The 26,626-nt window shown below is 29.2% G+C and carries 10 protein-coding genes and 1 pseudogene; all 11 read right to left on the bottom strand.

The genetic code is table 11. The annotated features are described in order from the left end of the window. Positions 1-11: 11 nt before the first annotated feature. The 11 genes and pseudogenes from KFZ56_RS05105 to KFZ56_RS05055 all read right to left on the bottom strand — a co-directional run bounded on the left by KFZ56_RS05105 (position 12) and on the right by KFZ56_RS05055 (position 26,626). Entirely contained in the window at positions 12-272 is a 261-nt protein-coding gene (locus tag KFZ56_RS05105; RefSeq protein ID WP_222640685.1) for an acyl carrier protein, read from the bottom strand. A 64-nt stretch (positions 273-336) separates the two neighbouring features. Next, positions 337-1,044, bottom strand: a complete 708-nt coding sequence (locus KFZ56_RS05100) for a 4'-phosphopantetheinyl transferase family protein (protein ID WP_309228341.1) — start codon at positions 1,042-1,044, stop codon at positions 337-339. A gap of 1,136 nt (positions 1,045-2,180) precedes the next feature. Then, positions 2,181-2,438, bottom strand: coding sequence for an acyl carrier protein (locus KFZ56_RS05095; protein ID WP_222640681.1), 258 nt, complete (start codon positions 2,436-2,438; stop codon positions 2,181-2,183). Between the two features lie 387 nt (positions 2,439-2,825). After that, positions 2,826-8,105 (bottom strand): non-ribosomal peptide synthetase, encoded by a 5,280-nt coding sequence (locus KFZ56_RS05090; protein ID WP_222640678.1) that lies wholly within the window; start codon positions 8,103-8,105, stop codon positions 2,826-2,828. Positions 8,106-8,153: 48 nt separating this feature from the next. Next, complete coding sequence (locus tag KFZ56_RS05085; protein ID WP_222640676.1) at positions 8,154-9,635, bottom strand: condensation domain-containing protein; 1,482 nt, start codon at positions 9,633-9,635, stop codon at positions 8,154-8,156. A 17-nt stretch (positions 9,636-9,652) separates the two neighbouring features. Next, positions 9,653-13,045: a non-ribosomal peptide synthetase gene (locus tag KFZ56_RS05080; RefSeq protein ID WP_222640674.1), complete on the bottom strand. Its 3,393-nt coding sequence runs from the start codon at positions 13,043-13,045 to the stop codon at positions 9,653-9,655. Beyond that, complete coding sequence (locus tag KFZ56_RS20010) at positions 13,042-14,583, bottom strand: SagB family peptide dehydrogenase (RefSeq protein WP_375540693.1); 1,542 nt, start codon at positions 14,581-14,583, stop codon at positions 13,042-13,044. The genes KFZ56_RS05080 and KFZ56_RS20010 overlap by 4 nt, the downstream gene beginning before the upstream one ends. Beyond that, positions 14,572-15,500: pseudogene (locus tag KFZ56_RS20005) on the bottom strand (AMP-binding protein); the annotation flags it as partial. The pseudogene KFZ56_RS20005 and the gene KFZ56_RS20010, both read right to left, overlap by 12 nt. 188 nt (positions 15,501-15,688) lie before the next feature. Continuing rightward, complete coding sequence (locus KFZ56_RS05065; RefSeq protein WP_222640669.1) at positions 15,689-20,215, bottom strand: non-ribosomal peptide synthetase; 4,527 nt, start codon at positions 20,213-20,215, stop codon at positions 15,689-15,691. Further along, a complete protein-coding gene (locus KFZ56_RS05060; RefSeq protein WP_222640668.1) occupies positions 20,208-23,291 on the bottom strand; it encodes a type I polyketide synthase in 3,084 nt (1,027 codons plus the stop codon). The genes KFZ56_RS05065 and KFZ56_RS05060 overlap by 8 nt, the downstream gene beginning before the upstream one ends. Before the next feature lie 2 nt (positions 23,292-23,293). Then, the gene (locus tag KFZ56_RS05055) at positions 23,294-26,626 is read right to left on the bottom strand and encodes a non-ribosomal peptide synthetase (protein ID WP_222640667.1); all 3,333 of its coding nucleotides are present in this window, start codon (positions 26,624-26,626) and stop codon (positions 23,294-23,296) included.

The raw sequence follows: 26,626 nt of genomic DNA, 5'->3' as shown, positions 1-26,626 counted from the left end.
TAGGCAATTCATCAAGAATAATAACTTATATGCTTTTTAACCATCGTAATAATTGAATCAATATCTTTAAAATAATCTAAGTTATATTCTTCATCAAAAAATTCTATTTCAAATTGCTCTTCAATTAATACTAATAATTTTATTCCCTGGATTGAGTCTAGACCTAAATCAACTAAATTGTCTTTAATAGAAATGCTATTGAAATCTTCATTAGCATTTAAGCAGGTTTTAACTATTAACCTTACTCTATTTTCTAATTCTTGACTTTCCATAGATTCACTCCTATACTTAATTGATATAATTTAAGATAATGATAATCAACAATTTTTACATTTTTTAATTTCTATAAACTAACTTCATAAACTCTTCAAATAATTTGTTATACTCAATTTCATAAATAGCATCAGGCTGATTATGACTTTTTGAACATAACGTGACCTTGTATTTATCAAATTTATCGTATGATTTAAAATAGCACGGAAAATGTTTTTTTTGATTGAACTCTTCATTAGATATGCTTATTGAATTATTATCAATTTTTATCCCAAAAGAAGTTAATGGTACTGACAATCCCCTTCCCAAAAATTTAATATAACTCTCTTTTGCTGTCCATATTGAATAGAACCGTTCTACTCTAATTCCAGTATCAGCTTTATTTATAAAAGCAATTTCCTCCTTAGTAAAAAAATGTTTTGCTACATCTAAATTTATATGATTAACTTTTTCAACATCAATGCCTACTGGATGCTTTGATGTAGAGCAAAGAATATAACTACCAGAATGAGATAAATTAAAATTAAAATTGGGTACACCCTCTAAAAAGGGTTTTCCATAATCGTTAAAACTTAAACGAATTTTTTTGTTTTTTATGTTATATTCTCGCATGATAAGTAATCTTATCATTGTTTCAGCTACAATACTTCTAATTTGATCTGATGTCTGTCTCATTTTTTTAATTCGATACTTTCTTTCCTCTGAAAGAAAAGGTAAAGCATCACATATATTATATTCGAGATTTTCAATTTTAACTGAATATACTTTCACCAAAATTATTCATCCTCTTTTTATAATACAAACGCTTGAATATAGCTCATCTTAGGATTAAAAATCCGTGCTTTAGATTAAATTAAAATTAAAATAAACATTTTCTTAAATTTTATTTATAGCACTGTTTTAATTTTAATTTTTTAAAGGGAATTTAAAATATGTTTCATTATTTAATATCAAAGCTAAAACTACTAGACTAGCATCATTGTCTATTCCAACCAACAGTCATGAAATATTCGAAAAAGGGTAATATAATAAAGAGTTTAAAGTTCGCATATCAATTCCTTTAGACATATGAAACAGTACAATCATCAAATTATAGGAAGATTTTCCACAATAAAAAGCAATTTTTATAAACGATTCTTTACTCATAAACGATACACATAGAAAATATGATAGTCGTGCTACAATAAATTATGACCTTTGATGAATTATCTATAAGCAAAGAATAATTTATGATGATTTTATCTAAAACTAGCTTCATACTATTAAAATTTCATAAAACTTATGAACAATTAAACCGCTTCTCGATAATGGCTTACCTTATATCAATTCAAAAATCATTATATTTATATTCCCCATTTAATCATTCAATTCTCCACTTTATTTTTCCTATCAAATTAAAATTCCTAATTTTAATTTGATAGGAAAATACTCCTTTAAATCTATTGTTTTAAAAATCTTCTATATTATTTATTCTATCTTTTTGCATTGTACCAGGTCAATATCTTTGAACAAAAATATCTGACTTTTAATAAATTTTTTTCTTTATATAAAATAGAATAAACGGATATTCATTTTATTAAAGGAGCTTTAATAATTCTATTATGCAAAATTATGTTGGCATAAAAATCATAGCAAGTCCTTAGAAATTTTAAAAGCATTTACTGATTTGTTAAATAATAGTGCAGGCTATTCAAGTTAATCTGTTTATTTATTCAAAATACCTAAAAATAAAAATATTAGTATAAAAAAGTGATAGTATCGATTTCCATGCTCCGTTATAGTGAAGATAAGTCATAAAATTAATATCTCGATTGATCCACTTATGCTAAGTTTTGAGCCATTTTTTATTGGAACACACTCATGGAAATACTAATCATTAGATTAGATTTTGGTGTTTAGCCCAAGTATCAATGTTTAATCTTCTTATAAATCATACTTATCATTGAATTTATTGATTCAATATTTTCAAATGATAGTTCAGTGTCATCAAACTGAATATCAAATAATTCTTCTATTTTTACAATTACCTTTATAGCCATAATTGAATCAAATCCTGCTTCAAAAAGATTCTCATCTAAATTGATATTTTGGGCATTAATACTATCGTCAGAAACGTTTGCTAAAATTTCTCGAATTCTTTCCTCTAAATCATTTACTCTTATCAAGATAATTTCACATTCCTTTCTAAATTAAAGGGTTCTTATACGGCCAATTAATTTGATTATTTTGTCATTAAAAACTTCCATTTTACTTTTCCCGTTATCTTACTAAAGTGCTTTGCAATTTCTTTTTTAACTATATTGTAACTTTTTGAATCTTAGTATTACTAAATAGCAAATAGCATTTATAGCTCGAATCATTAAGCATATGCTATTTCAAAGTTAAATATAATCTAATTGGAGAATTAAATTTATATGACATTTACATTTAATTTAATATCCAATAATTAGCTTTAAATTGCTACCAACACCTCTTAATTTTATAGTTTTTATTAAATTCTTTAGTATGAACTTAAACCTGATTATTTGGTATCTATATGATAGTTTGATTTTCTATAAGCTTAGTGTACATTCTAAATAACTTTTAAAGTACGAAATTATTTCTTCAATTGTCGATTCATCATATAGAAATTTGTCATATTTTACATTAAATGATATAAATTCACCTAAAGATACAAAAACTCTTAGAGGTACATCAATTTGAAAATTATTTTTAAAATCTTTATAAGGCAGATTCATATTAGAGACCGAATCCATATTTTCAATACTTGGATTTGTAATAAATACAATAGATCTTTCTCTAATAATTCTTTGAAGTAAATTCATAGGAATCTCTGCCCATTTTGAAATAAGCTGCATTGATGCGTGTTCGTAACCCTTACCGTTTATATGTTTTTCTTGTATCTGATTGGCAATTTCAAATACACTTGAATCATTTGTAATTCTAAGTCGAACTGGTAATATATTCACAAACAAACCAACCATATTTTCAATACCTTCTAAGTTACTAGGCCTTCCAGAGGAAAGAACACCATACAATAGATCATTTTCATCAGTTTTTCTATATAAAAACATACTCCATACAGCTTGGAAAAATGAACTGATAGTAACTTTATATTCTCTACATTTTCTATAAAGTTGATTTGATAAGTCTTTTGAAAGATCAAAACCTAATGATTGTATGTTTAAGGGAACCTTTTTATTAATTTTTAATTTTGATAATGAAGGTACCATTCCTTTATAATCAGCTAACTCCTTTTTCCAATAATCAGATGTTTTGTCCTCTTGTTTATTAATAAATTCTATATATTGAGAAAATCTAGGAGCTGTACGAGTCTCATATTCATTTAAGCCTTCTAAAGCTTTATATTTTTCAAAGACTTCTTTTAGTATTATTGTCCAACTCCAATTATCAAATAAAGAACTCCAATAGCTCCATACAAATTTCAAAGATGTTGATGAAGTTTTTATCAAATAAAATCTTACTAGTGGTAAATGAGTAGGATTAAATCCTTCATTTTTTTCCTTGATAATTAGATCATGGTACAGATCTTTCTGCTCCTCATCTGTATAATGCGACCAATCAAAATCTCTAAAAGAAAGAGATAAACTTTCACTAACAACTTGTAATGGATCTTTTAGCCCTCTCCAATAAAAAGAAGTTCGTAAAATGCTATGTCTATTTATAACATATTGCCAGGACCTTTTAAACGATTCTATATCAACAGGGCCAATAAAATCCCAGCTTATCTGTTGAGAGTTTGCCCCATCTTTAGCTGAAAAAATATTGTGAAATAAAACTGATTTCTGCATGGGAGACAAATAATATATTTCTTCCACTTTTTGATTGCTTTTTAATTTTAAAATATTGCTTAATTGTTCCTGTTTAATGTTGATACCAGGGAAGTTAGTTATATTTTTACTTTTATTTAGATTCTGCACTTCCTTTTCCAATATTTTAATATTCTCTTTCAATCTTTTTGCTAATTTCACAATAAAATCTTTTCTTATGGGCTTTGTATAGTTAAAGTTAATCATCAAAGTGTTATTTAAAATAGAACTGTTTATATCAATCAAATAGGGATTAGAGTTCCAATTTGAATAGACATTACTAGTATTTACTTTGAAAGGAAGAAACCATATATAATTATCTACATTGCTATCAAATTGCCCCATATAATTGAACCTAACTTGTGATCTAGTTTCATCATTTATAATTTTTTGAACATCCACATCCTTATTTAAATATTTTAGCAAGCCAAACGTCATTCCTTTAGAAATAGTCTTTTTTACTTTGCCATTGACTTTATGAAAATAATCAACTGAAAAATCTTCATTTGGCAAACTTAAACTTAAGGGAAATAAAGAGGTGAACCATCCCACTGAATTAAATATGTTTTCATTTTTTTGGGTATCACGACCGTGTCCTTCAATATCTATAGTTAGATTTAATTTATTTGTAACCATTGATAAACTGTTAGCTAAAATACAAATTAACAACTCATTAGCATTTGTATTAAGCTTATTTGAAAGAACATTCAGCAGAAGTTCAGTTACATATTCATCAATTTTTAACAAATAAGAACTCCAATTGGCCTTAGAATTATCTTTTAAATTTTCAATGCTAAATAAATCTGAATATTCGTTTCCATCTTCTTTCCAGAAATCCAAATGTTCTTTAACTTCAATTGAATCTGCATACTCTTTTAAGCTGTTGGCCCATTCAATATATGATATAGAGTAGTTTTTATAAACTTCTTTATAATTCCTAATACTATTATCAATTATAGAATGAAAGTCATCCAATATAATTCTCCAAGAAATACCATCAACCACTAAATGGTGAACAATGAATACTAAAGAACCAAAACTATTACTTCCTCTATAAAAATAAACGACTGAAAATATTGGTCCTTTTTCAATATCTATTTCATTATTTATTTCATTAATCTTGCTTTCAATGAAAGCATCTTGTTTATCAATTTTTAATTTAGAAATATCGAAAAAAGCAAGAGGGACTTCTGGATTCTGGTCAATGTATTGTATCCATTCTTTGCCTTCTATCCTAAACTTATATTTTAAACTCTCATGCATGTTCATAAGATTTTCAATAGATTGCATAAGAATTTCTTTAGACAAGTCACACCTAAGCTCTAAAAAAATATGATGATTAAAATCATTTCTATTATTAAAATCTTGCTTAAAAAACCATGATTGTATTGGTGTTATTGGTGAATATACCTGTCTTTTTATAGTGGTTTTTTGGTTATTTTCTTGTTCTAGTTTAGCTATTTTAGACAATTCAAATATCGTCGGATGTGAATACATAATCTGTTGAGGTGATATAATAATACCCTCTTTTTTTGCCCTAGCTACAATTTGTATCGCAATTATTGAATCTCCACCAAGTTCATAAAAATTATCATTTAAATTGATTATGTCTTGTTGCAGTAAACTTTTCCATATTTTTAATAGATTGTACATAACAGTATTAGTTTCTGGCTGAAAACTGACTGATTCTTCATAAGGATCTGGTAATGCTAATCTGTTTATTTTTCCATTATTTGAAGTTGGTATATTTTCAATCTCTATAAATTTTGATGGAATCAAATAAGAAGGAAGTTTTTCTGATAAGAATTCTCTAAATAACGACAATTTATCTTGGCTATCACTTTGCTTTTTTTCCTCAATAACATAATACGCCACCAAAATATTCTTATCACCCATTCTTTTTATAGAAACAACTGAGTTTTTAATCAAAGAATGCTCTGAAAGCAAAATCTCAATTTCTTCCAGCTCTATTCTATGACCATTTATTTTTACTTGATTATCAATTCTTCCAAGGTATTCTATGTTACCATCATCCATTAGTCTTCCTAAATCACCAGTTCTATATAGCACGCTCCCATTGGAATCAATGTGATTAGGTATAAAAGATTCTTTACTTTTTTGATTATTAATATATCCATTACCTACACCAACACCACTAACGCATATCTCACCGGGGACTCCATACGGAACTATTTCTAGGTTTTGATCTAATATATATATACTAATATTGTGAATCGGTTTTCCAATAGGTATTCGTAGTGTACCTTTTTTTAAAGAACTAGTAATTATATATTGAGCAATATCATCAGAGGCCTCAGCAGGACCATAAGCATTAACTACTTTAATATCAGGAAAATATGACAACCAATCATTTATTAAATCCACTCTAACTGTTTCTCCAGTGACCATCATCCACTCTAAATTAAAGCCTAATTCTTTTTCACTTGGGTAGTCTTTAATATAATCATTAATAATTTTGAGAACACTTGGAACCAGCTCAACAATAGATACTTTTTCCTCTCTAATAATACTAATAAATTCCTTTGGGTTAAGTAATTTTTCCTTGTCAACAATTACTGTTTTACCACCGAATAGAACTGGCCCTATAAATTGCCAAATTGAAATATCAGAAGATAATGGAGCAGTTTGGGCAAAGTTAAAGCTTTTTCTTAAGTCTAACTTATCTACTTCTGCATAAATATGATTGAGTGCACCATCATGCCTGATAATAACGCCTTTAGGTTTTCCAGTAGTGCCCGATGTATAAATTATGTACATAGGGTTATGGATTGAATAATTTACATCAAGTTTGTTTAAATTCCCAAGAAAATTGGTCGCTAAAGAGTCTGTTAATATAACATTTAAAGGGAATAAGCTCCTTTGTTGTTCATAATTTGATGTGTTTGAAATTATCTTAGTAATATCACTATCATCTATCATATATCTAATTCTTTCATCGGGATTTGCTGGATCAAGTGGAACAAAGATACAATTCACTTTTAAAATTGCTAAAATTGATGCAAGGAAGTCTATACCCCTTTCTAGAAATACTCCAATGAATTCCCCTTTCTTAACATTTAAGTTTAATAGGTTCGAAGTAATGAGATCAACTTTCTTATTAAGTTCTCCATACGTTATCCTCAAATTATTATGCACAACCACAGTTTTTGAAGGGTTTTTTTTTGCAATATCATTAAAAATTTCATATGTCGTTTTTTCATCTATTAATTTTTTCTGATTTTTATTGTTATTACGAATAATCAATTCCTTTTCGCTGTTAGTAATTAACTTAAAATCAGAGATAGCTATGTTTATATTATTCAAGGATTGATCTAATATTTTTTTTAAATGATCTATCAATCTTTTAATAGTATTGTAATTATACAGTCTCTTATTATATTTAAAGTCACATTTGATTTCTTCTTGAGAAATTTTATTAAAACAAATGACAAAATCACTAGAATACTGATTAATTTCATAGCTTTTATGAATACTTTTCAATGAAACTGTTACATTAAAAAAGTTAGCTCTCTTATCACCTAAGTGGTCTAAAACTTCATCCATCAAAACATTTTGCCGTTTGTATGCTTTAAGGACGTTTTCTCTTATTTGTATAAGCAAATCTTTAAATGTATCTTCATCATTAATTTGAGAAATAATTGGATATATATTACCTTCAATTACCGAATTGCTTGATTTATAGCTTGGAACTCCAATAGCTATTTCTTTTAAAAGATTATATTTATTGAATAGAATTTTAGTATTAGCTAATAATACTAAAAATAATGATAAATCATTTTTAACGGATAAATCTGATATTCTTTTTGAAAGCTTTTGATCTAATGAAAAAGAAACCTTATCGTATTTTGGTATCCTACTACCATTTTCATTATGATCCTCAATAATTGAACATGGATGAATTTCTGAGTGAAGGGATTCTATCCAAAATTCCTTATCACTACTTGTATATGGTTCTAACTGATTTTGAATTTCAAAAGACAAATAAACTCCTCCCGCTATTTTGAAGTTAATATAATTGGCATACCTTGACTAATCAAATGAAAACAACGATTCCTCTTCCATTATTTTATTCATGTCACTTACACTATTTCTTTCATCGATTAACTCCCCAATATTGAGATCAGTGCTCTTAACCATTGCTTTTACTAAATACTGAAAATTTGATGCAACATTTTTTGCTATTGTAGAATCGATAGAAGAACTATGCTCAACACTTCCAAATATTTCATTTTCCCCTTCTATTAAATCCATAGATAAAATAAATTTAGCGGAGTTATTTAAATTAACAAAAGGTTCAATCGTTAATTCTGAAGGAGCCTTAATCGTATTATTGTTGCTATTTAAATAATTAAACATGACTTGAAAAATTGGAAATGTATTTTCTTTCCTTCTAGGGTTAACTGTTTCTAATATCTTTCTATAGGGTAAACTATTTGTAATTGCGTTAACGTGTTGACTGTTTAATTTCTTAAGGAAACTATTAACAGACTGTTTATACTCTATCTGAGTTCTTGTTACAATAGTATCGATAAAGCATCCTATTAGATTGTCAAATTCTTTACGGTTTCTATTGGACATAGGTACACCTACTATAATATCCCTATTCTTTGATATAAGATGAAGTGATAGTTTAAATACTGATAAAAGACCAACAAACACTGTAATATTATTCTCCATACAAAAATCTTTAAAATTCTTTAACAGCTCCTTTTCTATTAAAAATTCTTTCCTAGAATCACTTTTATTGTTAAATTTCCTGATAGGAAAATTAATAGTAGGAAGTGGCTCTTTTAAGATATCTTTCCAATAATTAATCTTTTCTTGAAAACCCTCACCTAATTCATTTCTTTGATTGTGTACGAAATCAAAGTACTGTTTATTTCCATCTTGAGAAATAGGTTTATTCTCAGAAATTCGAATATAGTTTTCTGTTAATTGCCTTATAAATATTTCAATTGATCCAAAATCGAATAGCAGATGGTGTGTAACTAGTAGTAAAATGTGTTCATCTGTTCTTGTTTTTAGAAGATAAAATTTAATTAAACTATCATTTGATAAATTAAATTTAATATTCGAAAGATTACTTATCATCATTTCTACTTCTTCTTGACCGTATCTTTTTAAATCTACATTGACTAATTCAACTTTATCTTCATCAAATTCATTAACCTCTTGGAAAGGAAAGCTCAATGTATCATTTATGTGAAAATTTGTTCTTAAAATTTTATGTCTTTGAATTATCCCAAAAATACTTTTACTTATAGCATCATAATTTAAAGTCCCTTTTATTTTAACACCAAGTGACATGTTGTATTCCGTCTCATCACTAAACTGCTCTAAAAACCATATTTGTTCCTGTATAAAAGAAAGTGGGATTACTTCATTTTTATCAACGTTTCTATTGGCTATCTCAACATACTTAAGTGCTTCTTTTTTCAAATTCTGAAAAAAGAAATTTCGTTTGTCTTCTGATAACTTATTAATCTTTTCATATATCAAATTAATATCCACAAGCCTCACACTCACTTTTATATTTTTTCTAACAAGTTATTGATAAATTTATTATTACTTAACATAATAGTATTAATTAATTCCTTTTCTACTACCTCTGATAAAGCAATCACACTAGGGTTATCATATATTTGATTAAAACTTATTGCTGTACCATAGTTACTATTTACTTCAGATAAAAGCCTCACTAAAGAGAGTGAATCTGCACCTATATCGAAAAAATTTTCCTTTACACTCATTTTATCTGTATTCATTATTCTACTTATTAAATCCAGTAATTCATTTTGAATGCAAGAAATATTACCTACGCATTCTTCCTCTGTTCGAGACGAGACATAATCCTTATTGAGCAATAATAACTTATCAATTTTACCAGTAATTGTATACGGGATCTTCTCTAATATCACAAATTCGTTGGGCACCATATACCATGCAAGCTTATTTTTTAAATACGATTTTAAATCTTTTAAGCTAATACTTTCATTATCGTTTATAACTAAAAAGCATACTAAAACTTGATTTTCATTTTTATCTTTTTTAATAACTACTGACTCTTTAACTTTAGAGTATTTATTAATAACAGATTCTATCTGCCCTAGCTCAATTCGATAGCCCCTTATATTTATTTGAGAGTCAAATCTACCACAATACTCGATCAAGCCATTTGAAAGATACCTCCCCATATCACCTGTTTTAAAAAATAGCTTCCGCCTATCAAAAGGATTAGTTATAAATTTCTCATCTGTCAAACGTTCATTGTTTACATATCCTTTAGATAATTGCAGCCCTCCAACGTAGATTTCTCCTTGAACTCCAATTGGAGCTATTCTTAAATTTTTGTCTAATATATAAATTTGTGTATTATCTACAGGACGTCCAATTGGCGCACTTTCCGATGATAAAGACAAATCTAAATTACTTGTATCATACCAAGTTACATCTGCTGCAACCTCTGACGACCCATAAAGATTATATAAATTACATCCCTTTATAGTATCAAAAAATTCACCTACTAATTCTGTAGATAATACTTCACCACTTGAAACACAATATTTTAAGCTTGAAATGTTTAGATTTCTTTTTTTTATTTCACTAAGCAAAACTCTTAAATAAGAAGGTACTATTGTTATTCTTGATACATTATATTTATCTATTAATTTTAAAAATTCAAAAACATTTCGAACAATATCATCAGGAACTAAAAGCAAGGGCTGTCCAAAAAGCAAAGGACAAAAGACTTCATAAATTCCATCCACAAAACTTAAAGGCGACTTATGACAACAAACCTCTGACTCTTGATAAGGCAAAGCATTCCACTGCCATTTCACTCTATTAATCATAGATGTATTATTTGCTAATATACCTTTCGGTTGCCCCGTTGATCCAGATGTATAAATAATATAAACTATACTATCTCTATCTTGATTCTTAATTTTAGGGTTTTTATAATCACAAAAACCACTACTCTTGAAGCAGTCTTCAATGTTTAAAAAAATATCTTCAGTACCAAGGACCTTTTTTCTTTCTCTTTTTATTATTAAAGATAAGTTCGCATCTTTAATAATAAAATTAATTTGATCATCAGGTAATCTTGTGTCAATCGGAACAAAAGTTGCCCCTAATTTTAATACTCCTAAAATTGAAGCTATACATTCAATAGATCTATCTAGACAAACCCCCACTCTTGAACTGAAATCTATTCCTTTTGATTTCATAGTATAAGCTAATTCATTTGCTTGTTTATTTAAAGCTTCATATGATAACTGTTCGTCTTCTGAAATTAAAGCAATCTTAGTTGGAAAGTTAGAAGCTAAATTTTCAAAGATATCCTTTACATTATCAAATATAATATTTTTATTTGTTGTGTCATTCCAATTATGAATTGAGGTTAATTCTGGTTTTGTTGTTACATGAAACTCAGAGATTTTCTTTGATGGATTACTCACTATTTTTTCTAATAGTTTTTCATAATGTAAACATAATCTTTTAATTGTATCTTCATTAAATAATTCTGTATTATACTCAGCATTAATTTTTAATCCATGGTCAGTTTCCCATACATCCAACTTTAAATTATTTGCTGTATATCTCTTTTCTATATTTAATACATTGGCACACAAATTTTCAACTTCTATTCTTGAAGCTCTATTGGTGTGCATTATGAATGCTGTTTTCGTTAGTTCATTATATATTTCAAAATTTTCTTTAGGAAGAGCTTTCACTAAATTTTCAAAAGGAATATCTTGATTAGAATAAGCTTTAATTACATTTTGAGAGACTTCTAATAAAAAATCATCAAAAGTCAAATTTCTCGATAGATCTGATCTAATCAATAGTGTATTACCAAGGGGACCAACTACTTCCTCCAATTCTTTCCTATTTCTTCTAGATATTACAGTACTTAAAATAACATCATCTTGTTTTGAGTACATGTGAAGCAATACTTTAAAAGCCGCAAGTAAAGTCATAAATAATGTTACTTGCTTAGTATTAGATAACTTTTTTATTCTTTGAGTTAAAATTGATGATAAGTTAAATTCGAGAACTTTTCCCTTTTGGGAATGCATACCAGTTTTAGCTCTTAATGTATTCATTTTTTTATCAACCGGAAGTCTTAAAATCGATGGCTTGCTGCCTATTTTATCCTCCCAATAAGATATTTGATTTTCTAACATTCCTTTGTCAATTTGTTGATTTAATTCTCTTGTGTATTGACGATAGGAATAGTTATCGTCAAAAAGATTCCAACTTTCATTTGAGCTATAGTATTTGTAATACTCAACTAATTTCCGGTAAATCAAATCTACAGAATATCCATCTATACTAAAATGATGTGAAATTATGATCAGAATGTGATTATTACTTGATTTTTTTATTAATAATGGCCTTAACAATGGTCCTTTTTCTAAGTTGAAATTTTCTTCGGATTCTGATTTAATTATTCTTTTTACCTCCTTCTCTTGTACTGATTTCGGAAGCTTGCGAATATCAACTGTTGGTAAAACTATTTCATCTCCAACAACTATATCACTTAACAATAAATCTCCTTCTACTTTCACGAAAGATCTAAGAGCATCATGACATTGATATAAATGATTTATTGACTTTTCTAATGCAACTAGATTTAAACTTCCCTTTAATTCAATGCCCAGGGGTATATTCAGACTTATTTTACTAGCATCAAGTTCATTGAGTAAATAAAATTTTTCTTGAACAGGAGATAATTTCAAATTATTTTCATCCATTGCAAGATACATAATTAACTCTTTTTTATGCTCTTTTATTAACTCTAACATCTTTGAATCAATTGCTCCCTCAGGTGCATGAACTGTTATTTGATTAATTTCTTTGCTATATTTTAAAATTACATTGCTTGTATTAATTAAATCAATGAGTTCGTTAATTTTCATATTTCAAACTCCTCGAAAGTTACTTTTGGTTTAAAAACTTTTTGGATTAGGTTTTCATCTGTGAAATTTGATTTTATATTTCCTCCCAAAAGAGAATGAATGAGTACATGATCAGCATCCAAATTAAAATTATATTTTATATGTTTAGTTTCTAAATCACCGATTTGACAAATACCAATTTGACTTTCTGCAGCAGAAAGTTGAAGCAATTGAGTCATTGAACCTGTTTCTATAGTTGCAAATTGTAAGCTTTTTTCACCATAAAGTGGTTTAATGGAATTCATTTTTGCCACGAAGAAAAGTGAAAACGCAGAAGTTTCAAAGGTTGGCTGGTTAATAAAATGAACATAATTATTTTTACCAACTATATCCCCCTTACTAATACATTTCAAATTATGATCTAATGGATCATAATAATATAAACCTTGTTCTAACATTTCAATTTTATTATCCTTAATACTTAAATACACTTGAATAGGGTAGGTAGCACCAGCTGAACCATAAAGGAATTTATGATTATTTCTTTTATAGATCGATTTTAGAATACCAATAAAATTACTAAATTTTTCTAGTTTAATTAGTTCGTTATAAAAATTCCTTGTACTGGAAAGTGATTCATACACCTTTTCTAACTCTTTTTCAGTTCTAGTTTTTAGTAGAGCGATAGTTGTTTTATCGTATAAATCTTGTCTAAAACCAGAATTATTTTGTTTAAATTCTTCTCTTTTATCAGGATCTTTTAATAATTCATCTTTAATGGGAAAACTATTATTAGCATCATTTTGTTTTTTTTCTTTAATTAATTCGTGTAACCCAATTATTGTTGGATTTTTATAAAAATCTTCTATATCTGGGCGAATATAGTAATCACCCTCGATTTGATTTACTATTTTAATCATTTCGATTGAGTTTACTCCATTTTCCAGTAAATTATCATTAAATCCTAGATTAGGTTTATCAAGTACTTCTTTAACAATTTTGATTAACTTATTGTAGATGTCATTATCATATCTTGCAGTATTATTTACAATTTCTTGACCTTGTTGGTTATCTATTAATTCATGTAATGCCTTAATATCAACTTTACCGTTTATAGTTAATGGAATATTATCTACAGTAATTATCCTTGACGGTATCATATAATCAATTAGTTTACTTTTTAAAAATTCTCTAATGTAATTTAGATTAAATGATTTATTATTGAATAATTGTACAGCCCCTACCAACTCTTTAGATTTATCATGCTGAAAAATATATGAATTTTTAATATTAGGATGAGAATTTAAAGCATGTTGAATTTCTCCAGGTTCAATTCTATAACCATTTTTTTTAATTTGGGTATCTATTCTACCTATTAATTCAATGTTTTTATTATCAATATACCTACCTAAATCACCTGTTTTATAAAGCCGCTCCCCTGTACTTGGATGTTCAATAAATACTCTGGCTGTTCGTTCAGAATCATTTAAATACCCTTCTGCTAAACCAACACCCCCAATGTAGACTTCACCTACTACCCATTCTGGACAAACTTGCAAATCATCATTTAGAATATACGCCATTTGATTTTTTAATGCTTTACCGTAAGGTATGCTTTTCCAATTTTCATTAGTTCTATTAATTTCAAAATACACAGACCAAATTGAAGCCTCAGTAGCCCCCCCAAGCTTACGATTTGCGAGTTACTGTTAAGCGATTTAATTCTATCTGGCAGTTTCAATGGTATCCAATCTCCACTTATTAAAGATAACCTTAAGAAATCTAGACTCTTAATATTTTTTTCTTCTAAGTAGTCTAAAAATATATCCATTAAAGCAGGAACTGAATTCCAAATAGTTATTTTTTCGCTTGAAAGTAATTGAAACCAATGTGAAGGATCTCTAGTTTTTAGATGATTAGGAATAACCATAGTAGCACCTGCAGATAATATACCAAAAATATCATATACAGATAAATCAAAACTCAATGATGATAGAGCAAATAATCTATCATCTTTTGAAACTTTAAACTTTTCATTAATATCTTGTATTGTATTTATTGCAGAGTTGTGTTTTATCATAACTCCTTTAGGATTGCCCGTTGTACCAGAAGTAAAAATTACGTAGGCTATATCATTAGGTAACGGTGAATCTATAATGATTTCTTCATTTGAAGAATCATATTTATTATCGATATTCATTATTTTAATACCTTCAGCTTCTTTGAATATATCTTCATATTCAGATTTCGTAATAATTAAATCAATATTAGCTATTTCAATTATATTAATAATTTTCGATAAAGGCATATTAATATCAATTGGTAAATATGCTGAACCAGTTTGTAGAATACCCAAAACAGCAACAACTTGCTCCCAACCTTTTTCTAAAAAGACGCCTACAATTCTAGTATTTTTTTTCGCAATAATATTTTTTGCCAAAGTATATGATAAAGTATATAGTTCTCCATAACTCATAACTTTCTCTTCATTTATCAATGCTACCCATTCTGGATAGTTCTTTGCATTCTCAATAAATTTAGAATGCAAAAGATTGTTATTCAATTCATATGATTTTAAATCATCTTTCAAATACTCTTCTGAATCAAAAATAAAAGAATTTAAGTTATTTTTTGATTTTCCCAAATTATCACCTGCTTTTCATATTATTTAGAGGTCCATATATCTTTATATAAAGATATACTTTTTATTAAAGCAATATAGCTAGAAAACATTTTATCGATTAAACCTTCCGGGAAGATATTTTCCAAATAATCCCAATTGATACACAAGGAATTTTCTGTCTCTGTTATTTGGCAATCTAACCACACTTGAGATGTTTGGGTAATACTAAAATTATCCACTATTTCAACTTTCTCTTTTGGTATACTTTCATATTCTTGACCAATTAAACTGGTAAAAACAATTGGATATATTTCATTATTTTTTTTGTACTTTCTCAACTCCCTAATAAATTCAATTCCACTAAAATATCTATACTCTAGGTCTTCCAATAATTGATTTTGAATTTTTTTCACTCTATTTTCAAATAATTCACCTTTATTAAGATTTACTTCAAGTAGATTAATGCTAGTGAAATCACCAACAATGCTATTAACTTGGTCATGTAATGGTAATCTATTAAATGTTGTTAAATTTACAGCAAAATGTTTGTTTTCACTCCATAATCCAATAATCTCAGTAAAAGCAGCCAGCAGCAAAGAATTAATTGAAATCATTTTCTGCTTTGCAGATTCTTTCAATGACTTCCACAATTCACCATTAATAATTTCTTTTTTTCTTGAAAAGATTGAATTACCCTGTTTAGATTTAACAACTGGTAACTTAGGTTTATCAGGAAAAGTACACAATCTGTCTAACCAGTACTTTTTTGATTTTTCATAGATTCTTGTTTGCTTGATTTTTTTCTCCGTTAAAATATAATCTCTAAATGTGAGTTCTAAATTATTCAAGGTATAATTAGGATCTTTATATAAATTAAGAATTTCATTTATCATTATATTTATACTTCGTGCATCTGCAATTAGTAAATCAATACTTATGTGAATACGGGTTTTGCGGTCTTCAAAATGCGAAGCTTTTATATTAAACATCGGCCAATTATTACTATCAAAAACTTGATGTGACATTTCAGCTCTGATTTTTTTGAGATAGATATTTTTTTGGTTGTTTTCTTGCAGATTTTCACTTTGAATCTTATAAAATGGTACATTCTCCAGAATTTGTTGCTGACCATCTTGCTTTATGATTGCTCTTAGCATAGGGTGTCTATTTATTATAATATTAACTACCTCTTCAAATCTTGAAAGATTTAAATTTTTAAAATCAAGTTCCTGATATAAATGTGTTGAAAGTTTAGATAATCCAGTTTTTAAATTCTTTCCTACCCAATAAGCTTGCTGTATTTCTGTTATTGGAAATGGCATGAAATTTTCAGGTTCATTTATTTCAACAGACGGATATTTATCACTTATACCTTTATTTTGATTCACTTTTTTTTCCAGTATTCTTTTAGATAACTCATGTATACTTGGATACTCAATAATACTTTTTATAGGTAAATCCACATTAAATATTCTTTGGATATCATTAAATAATTGTGTTACTAGAAGCGAGTGTCCGCCTAGTTCATAAAAATTACTGTAGGCAGAATGAATTTCAATTTGCAGCAAATTTTCCCATAGCCTAAGCAAACTCGACTCTACATCAGACAATCTTTTTTTAGCTTCCTTGTTGGATTCTAGCCTAACATTACATTGCTTTACTTTATCTCTATTAACTTTTCCGTTTTTTGTTAAAGGAATAGAATCAACTCTCATATATAAGGATGGTTGCAAGTACTTTGGTAGTTTATTTGAAATATATTCACTTATTTCTTCAACCGTAATCTTTTTTAATAAATGTAGATTTGCTATCAATCTATTATCTTTAACATAAACAATAGCTAGCTTCACACATGAGTGACTCATCAAAACGTTTTCTACTTCATTTAAATCAATTCTAAACCCTCTTACTTTTACAAGATGGTCTTTTCTACCAATATACTCTATATCGCCTTTTTCCGTATACCTAACCATGTCTCCACTTTTATATATCCAGTCTTTAATTTTGCGATGATAAAGAAAATGACTATTAGTCTTTTCTTTATTATTTATATAGCCTGAGCTGAGTCCTGCTCCACCAATATACAATTCTCCAACTACTCCAATCGGCACTGGTTGCAGATACTTATCAAATATATATGCTTTGGTATTTATAAGCGGTCTTCCTATATTTATATTTTTAATTGATGAAATTTTGGATTTAAATGACCAAATTGTAGTTTCAGTTGGTCCATACATATTATATAATTCCTTACTCCTTAGCTTTAAAACCTTTGCTAAATCTTCTTTTAGTTCTTCTCCTCCACTTATTATTTTTTCAATTTTTATATCTGGTTCCCAGCCACAATTAATAATATTTCCCCACGCGGAAGGTGTTGCCTGCATAATTGTAATGTTATTTTTTATAATTTTTTTCAACAGCAATCTTCCATCTGTTATTTCATCATCAGTTGCTATAACTACTGTAGATTTTGAAATCAATGGATATAGCAGTTCTAATAATGAAATATCAAAGGATAAGCTAGTAATGGCGAGAAGGTTATCATTTGTCTGTATGGGTAAAAAATTTTTAAATGCATATAAAAGATTTACTAATGATCTAATTTTTATTGCTACACCTTTTGGTTTACCAGTTGAACCAGATGTATAAATAATATAAGCTACATCACTGCTTGTATTAATTTTAGATAGATTGTCTATACTTTGCTCTGTAATATTACTTACTTCTTCTTGCAGGGAGATGATATTAACACCATTTAAATATGTTGCTTCTTTTTGATTTGTTACAATTACTTCCACTTTTGCATCTTCTATCATATAAGCAATTCTTTCTTTAGGATAACTAGGATCTAAAGGAACAAAACAGCCTCCGGCTTTTAGAATTCCAAAAATACTAATCAACATTTCTGGCGAACGATTTAAATATATTCCTACTGCTTGCCCTCTAGTCACTCCCGATTTTCTTAAATAATGCCCAAGTTGATTTGCTCTTTCATTTAATTCTTTATACGTCAATTCTTCATTCTCATATATAACAGCTGTGTTTAACGGCGTGCTTTTTACCTGCTCTTCAATTAATTCATGTATGCACGTTTTTTCTGGAAATGGTTCTTCAGTATTATTCCAGTCAACTATTAATCTTTCTTCTTCCTTTTTTGATAATAAAGTTAATTCTCCTATCCTCTTCATTGGGTTTTTTACTATCGATTGTAGTAAATTACAATAATGTTTTACCATTCGTTGAATTGTTTCTGGTTTAAACAAATCTGTACTATATTCAAATGCACCTAATAATTCGCCATTGAATCCTTCTTGAATTGTTAATGATACATCAAATTGAGTGTATCCTATATCTACATTCATTGGACTAATGCCTAAATCAGCTACTTCTATCTCAGTTCGAGGTTCGTTATGAAAAGTAAATAAAGATTGGATCAATGGACCATAACTACTACTACGTTCCGGTTTAGTCACTTCTACTACCTTATCAAATGGAGCATTTTGATGAGCAAATGCTTCTAGCATAGTTCCACTAACTTGTTCAAGGAAATCTACAAACCTTGGGTTATCTTTCATATTTGTCCGTAAAACCAATGTATTAATAAATAAACCTATTAAATTTTCTGTTTCATATTTCGTTCTTCCCGATACAGGACTTCCTACCAATATATCATCTTGCCCAGAATATCGATGTAATAGCACTTTAAAAGTACCTAATAATACCATGTATAATGTAGCATCGCTCTCACGAGCTAGCTGTTTTAATTGCTTAGTCAGTTTCCCAGGCACTTCAAAATATTCAATTGAACCTTTATATGACATCACAGGTTTTCTTGGATAATCAGTACTTAATTCTAATAAAGGAGGAGCATTTTTTAACTGGCCTTCCCAATACACTAAATCTTTTTGAACTGCCTCAATTTGAGTTTTTTCAAGTTGCCAATTCACATAATCTTTATACTGAAAATCTAAATCTGGAAGTAAATGCGATTCCTTCTTGAGCATAGATTGATATACAGTTATCCATTCTCGAACCAAAATTCCCATTGACCAGCCATCTGAGATAATATGGTGCATTGTTAAGACAAGAATATGCTCGAATTCTGCTTGTCTTATAAGTGTAACCTCGAATAATGGCCCATCAGCAGTAAGATTGAAACTCCTTCTTCCATATTTTTTAAGCAACTGTTGAATATTTTTTGTTTGCTTATCAATTTTAATGATTTGAAAAGGCGCTTTAATTGATGACATAACTTCCTGTTGTGGTTTGCCGTTTTCCAAGTTGAATCTTGTACGCAATATCTCATGTCTTTGGATTATTACCTCTAAACTTTTCTTTAGAACATCACTATCTAGATCTCCCTTAATTTTTACAGCTGATACCATATTATAAATTGGATTATTTGATTCTTGTTGATTAAATATCCAGAACTTATTTTGATTAGTAGATAAAGGTATGTTATCTACTATTTTTCTTTGTTCTGTTTCATTCCTTCTTTTCATTTTTAAAGACAGTAATTTTTTTTGAGCTTCAGTTAAGGTTGATATTTTTTTATTTAAATTATTCATTTTCCTTTCTCAACTCCTTTTCTAAAGCCTTTTCTATCTCTTCGTCATTCATATCTTCAATTTCATCTAATAGCTCTTCCGCCTTTCTTGATTCTGATTTTTCTAAATAGCGCTTAATACATTTTGACAATTCACTAATTGTAGGGTTTATAAATATATCCTTGGTATTAATCTCAACATCAAAAACATTTTTTAATCTAGCTATAAATTGAGTAGCTAGTAGAGAATGTCCCCCTAACTCAAAAAAATTGTGTTCAATATCGACATCTTTTACTCCTAACAAATCAATCCAAAGATTTTTAACTTCATTTTCTATTTTTTCTATTGTTGAGGTTATGTCATTTGATACTTCAGTGTTCTTATAACTTATCTGAGTATCAACAGTTTCATTTGCTGCTGTTTCTACTTTATCATCAGAAGGAATAGTGCTTGAGGGTTCAATCCAATACTTTTTTCGTTCAAACGGGTATGTTGGAAGAGATATCCTTCTACATCCTTCATTTTTATGATATATATCCCAATTTATATCATGGCCACTTAACCACAACTCACCCAGGGCTTGCAGTAAAGTCTGATTATCAGATTTCGGATCTTTTGAATGTCGAAGACAGGTTATAGTCTTTTGTTTTTCAAAACTAGGATGCAAATTGACAAAATTACTTAAAGTATGTCCTGGACCAACTTCCATCATTATACATGGCGAACTTTCTAATATCGTTCCGATTCCTCCGGCAAACCTTACGGTTTCACGAAGATGTTGAACCCAGTAATCTGCACTCATTGCTTCACTATCAGTTATCCATGTTCCTGTTAGATTTGAAATAAAAGGAATACTTGGTGTATGAAATTGAACTGTCTTAAGTACCTGTCTAAAGTCTTCTAATATTGGCTCCATCATATAAGAATGAAAAGCATGCGATGTTTCTAGTCTTTGTGTAACTATTTCCATACCTCTTAACTTTTCCTCTAATCTATCAATCTGCTGCAACTCTCCAGATACTACACACTGATTATCATTATTAATAACTGCAATGCTTAACTGATCCTCAATTACTGAACGAAGCTTTTTCTCGTCCAACATCACTGCTAACATCTTCCCCTTAGGTAAACTTTGAATGAGACGGCCCCTATTTGAAACAATTCGTAAAGCATCATCTAAAGAGAGAACTCCACTAATACATGCAGCTGCATACTCTCCAATGCTATGTCCAATCATAGATCCTGGATTAACTCCTATATTCATCAACATTTTAGCCAAGCTATATTCAATAGCGAATAATGCCGGTTGCGTTACATAGGTTTGCGATAAAAGATCTTTTGCTTTATCATCTTGATCAGACGACGGAAATATGATTTCTCTAATATCCACATCAATTAGTGTTTTTAACTGTTCCGCACAATAGTCTAATTGCTCTTTGAACTCATCTTCAGTTTCATAGATCTCTTTTGACATATTAATATATTGAGTACCTTGTCCAGGGAACATAAAAGTAACTGGTAAAACGCCTTCATTATGACTGCTTATAAATTTTCTATTTTCAATTGCTTTTACCGCGTCTTCTATATTACTCACAACCGCATAGCGTCTATATTTAAAGTTCTCTCTTCCAACCTGTAGAGTAAATGCTATATCAGCTAAACTTTGATTTCGGTTACTCTTTAAATACTCTTCAAGATTTTCAGTTGCCATTTCCAAAGCTGTTTCCGTTTTAGTTGACCATTGAATTAATTGCCAAGAGGTTTTTGGAGGCGAAGTCTCCTCATACTTTTCAGGAGCTTCTTCTAATACTACATGAGCATTCGTGCCCCCCATTCCAAATGAACTCACCCCGGCTCTCCTGGGGACTCCTGGATCAGTTTTCCATTTTTCCAACTCTGTATTCACATAAAAAGGGCTGTTTTCAAAATCTATATTAGGATTAGGTTCCTTAAAATGGACAGTTGGCGGAATTACTTTATGCTTCAATGCCAAAGCAGTTTTGATTAAACCTGCAACTCCTGCAGCAGCATCTAAATGCCCTATGTTAGATTTTACTGAGCCTAGTGCGCAATATTGATTCTTATCTGTGCCAGCTCTAAAAGCTTTAGTAAGTGCAGCAACTTCAATAGGATCGCCAATTTGAGTTCCCGTACCGTGTGCTTCCACATAAGATATAGTTTCTGCCCCTATATCTGCAAAGGCATGTGACTCCATTATTACTTCAGCTTGTTTATCTATACTAGGTGCTGCATAACTTACTTTAGATGATCCATCATTATTTACACTAAATCCCTTAATCACAGCATAAATTTGATCTCTGTCTTCTATCGCTTCCTCTAAACGCTTCAAAACAATAACACCCGATCCATTTCCACCAACAAAGCCAGTTGAATCGGCATCAAATGATCTACAATGACCATCTTTAGAAGTAATTCCGCCAGGCTCATATAAATAACCAGCTTTATAAGGTACTCCTAAGGAAACTCCACCAGCCAAGGAAATATCACATTGATAGTTTAATAAAGATTGACAAGCATAGACTATAGAAACTAATGAAGTTGAAGAAGAGGTTTGAATAGTAATAGCTGGTCCAGTTAAATTCATTTTATATGCCGCAGTTGTCGTCAAACTATCCTTATCATTTCCGATTGCTGCTTGTAAGCTATTGGTTGAAATATGTTTGTCTAGACTAGGTAAAACGTTACTTATTAAATACGTATTTAAACTTTGACCAGCGAAAATTCCTACACGCCCATTGTGATTAGAAACCGAGTAACCAGATTCCTCCAAAGACTCCCAAGCGTTTTCCAGAAAGACTCTATGTTGCGGATCCATCAGACTTGCTTCTTTAGGACTAAAGCCAAAGAATTTAGCATCAAAATACTCTATATTATCAATAACCCCCGCAGAATTCACATAATTAGGATTATTCACTAAATTTTCATCAATTCCCGATTTAAGAAGATCTTTTCCAGAAAATTGAGAAATGGACTCTGTCCCATCAATTAAATTATTCCAAAACATCCTATTATCAGATGCACCTGGTAATTTTGAACTCATACCAATAATAGCAATTCCATCATAATCGTTATTCATCACTAAAACCCACCTTTTTTTGTTTGATTTTTTTTTTTATAAGATTCACGCTGTAAAAAGGCTCTTCTCGATACTTGAGATTGAGTAATATTTCCTTTATTCTGAGCAGATAAAAATTCAGCTAATGAAGATATACTTGTGTGGTTAAACATATCCAAAATAGAAAATTCTATATTTGTAATTTTTTTTAGAGCATTAAAAATTTGTGCTAACATCAAGGAGTGTCCACCTATATCAAAAAAGTTTGCATCTTTATCGATTTCCTTTACGTTCAAATAATCAGACCAAACTTTTAATATTTCATTTTCTAGACGGCTTCTTAAAATACTATTAGAAGTAATCTGTGAATTATTTTCATTATTTACGACCTTTTTTGATATATTAGATAAATCAATTTTACCGTTACTATTTAATGGGATTTCTTTCACTTGGAAAATTACATTTGGGACCATATAAGAAGGCAATTTTTCTTTTATCCAATTTCTAACCTGCCTCATATCGATGGGTTTACCACTATAACTTAAAACATATGCCTCTAATTCATTTTCTCTACTTTTTCGAACAATTGAATCTTTTACCTGCACATGATTTCTGAGACAATATTCAATTTCTACAGGATTTATTCTATAACCACGAATCTTTAATTCTTGGTCCGCACGACCTAAGTATTCGATATCTCCATTTCCTAACCATTTTCCATAATCCCCCGTTTTATACATTTTATGAAATTTATTTGAAAATAAATTATCTATAAACCTTTCTTCATTTAACTGTCTATTTAAGTATCCTTTTGCTAAACAGTAACCTGATATATTTATCTCTCCCTTACATCCTATTGGTGCTATTTGTCCATATTTATCCAAAATATATATTTCTGTATTCATAATAGGTTTTCCAATTGGGATGCTTGTTAGCTTTAATTGCTCTACTGTCTGCTCATCAATTTTATAATAAGTTGCACAAACTGTTGTCTCTGTGAGCCCATAACTATTGACTATTAAACTTTTATCAGCAATTTCCTTTATTTTATCTATTATTAATGGTTCGCCACCAATTAATATAAGACGTATCGAACCACTTTTTGATAAATTATGTGAAATTACTTCTACAAAAGAAGGAACACTACTAATAATTGTTATTTTTTTCTTCGAAATATGCTCCAATACATGATTAAAATTTAACATTTCATAATAATCAGTAAGTAGAATGGATCCCCCTACATTAAGGAGAGGTAAAATTTCACCTATAAAACTTGCTGACGAAATGGACGTCAAAGGTAATATCTTATCTGATGAATCTGGTTTATAGCTTCTTTCAAAAGACTTTATTAAATTAACAGTACTATTATGCAGTAACATAACACCTTTTGGTTTACCAGTTGAACCAGATGTATAAATAATATAAGCTACATCACTGCTTGTATTAATTTTAGATAGATTGTCTATACTTTGCTCTGTAATATTACTTACTTCTTCTTGCAGGGAGATGATATTAACACCATTTAAATATGTTGCTTCTTTTTGATTTGTTACAATTACTTCCACTTTTGCATCTTCTATCATATAAGCAATTCTTTCTTTAGGATAACTAGGATCTAAAGGAACAAAACAGCCTCCGGCTTTTAGAATTCCAAAAATACTAATCAACATTTCTGGCGAACGATTTAAATATATTCCTACTGCTTGCCCTCTAGTCACTCCCGATTTTCTTAAATAATGCCCAAGTTGATTTGCTCTTTCATTTAATTCTTTATACGTCAATTCTTCATTCTCATATATAACAGCTGTGTTTAACGGCGTGCTTTTTACCTGCTCTTCAATTAATTCATGTATGCACGTTTTTTCTGGAAATGGTTCTTCAGTATTATTCCAGTCAACTATTAATCTTTCTTCTTCCTTTTTTGATAATAAAGTTAATTCTCCTATCCTCTTCATTGGGTTTTTTACTATCGATTGTAGTAAATTACAATAATGTTTTACCATTCGTTGAATTGTTTCTGGTTTAAACAAATCTGTACTATATTCAAATGCACCTAATAATTCGCCATTGAATCCTTCTTGAATTGTTAATGATACATCAAATTGAGTGTATCCTATATCTACATTCATTGGACTAATGCCTAAATCAGCTACTTCTATCTCAGTTCGAGGTTCGTTATGAAAAGTAAATAAAGATTGGATCAATGGACCATAACTACTACTACGTTCCGGTTTAGTCACTTCTACTACCTTATCAAATGGAGCATTTTGATGAGCAAATGCTTCTAGCATAGTTCCACTAACTTGTTCAAGGAAATCTACAAACCTTGGGTTATCTTTCATATTTGTCCGTAAAACCAATGTATTAATAAATAAACCTATTAAATTTTCTGTTTCATATTTCGTTCTTCCCGATACAGGACTTCCTACCAATATATCATCTTGCCCAGAATATCGATGTAATAGCACTTTAAAAGTACCTAATAATACCATGTATAATGTAGCATCGCTCTCACGAGCTAGCTGTTTTAATTGCTTAGTCAGTTTCCCAGGCACTTCAAAATATTCAATTGAACCTTTATATGACATCACAGGTTTTCTTGGATAATCAGTACTTAATTCTAATAAAGGAGGAGCATTTTTTAACTGGCCTTCCCAATACACTAAATCTTTTTGAACTGCCTCAATTTGAGTTTTTTCAAGTTGCCAATTCACATAATCTTTATACTGAAAATCTAAATCTGGAAGTAAATGCGATTCCTTCTTGAGCATAGATTGATATACAGTTATCCATTCTCGAACCAAAATTCCCATTGACCAGCCATCTGAGATAATATGGTGCATTGTTAAGACAAGAATATGCTCGAATTCTGCTTGTCTTATAAGTGTAACCTCGAATAATGGCCCATCAGCAGTAAGATTGAAACTCCTTCTTCCATATTTTTTAAGCAACTGTTGAATATTTTTTGTTTGCTTATCAATTTTAATGATTTGAAAAGGCGCTTTAATTGATGACATAACTTCCTGTTGTGGTTTGCCGTTTTCCAAGTTGAATCTTGTACGCAATATCTCATGTCTTTGGATTATTACCTCTAAACTTTTCTTTAGAACATCACTATCTAGATCTCCCTTAATTTTTACAGCTGAAACTATATTATAAGCTGGATTGTTTGGGTTTATTTGATTAAAAAACCAAATCCCTTGTTGTAAATATGACATTTTTCCTATATTATTTTTCTGATTTAAAGATTTAATTCTTTTATTTTCATCTTGTATTTTAATTCCTTTTTTCTCCAATAACTGCTCATATAAAATTGCTTTTTCATTTGAAAGTTTACTATTATTGTTACCCCCCAT

The organism is Virgibacillus sp. NKC19-3, assembly GCF_019837165.1.
GTDB lineage: Bacteria > Bacillota > Bacilli > Bacillales > Amphibacillaceae > Virgibacillus_L > Virgibacillus_L saliphilus.
This window is presented reverse-complemented; position numbering and strand designations above follow the sequence as displayed.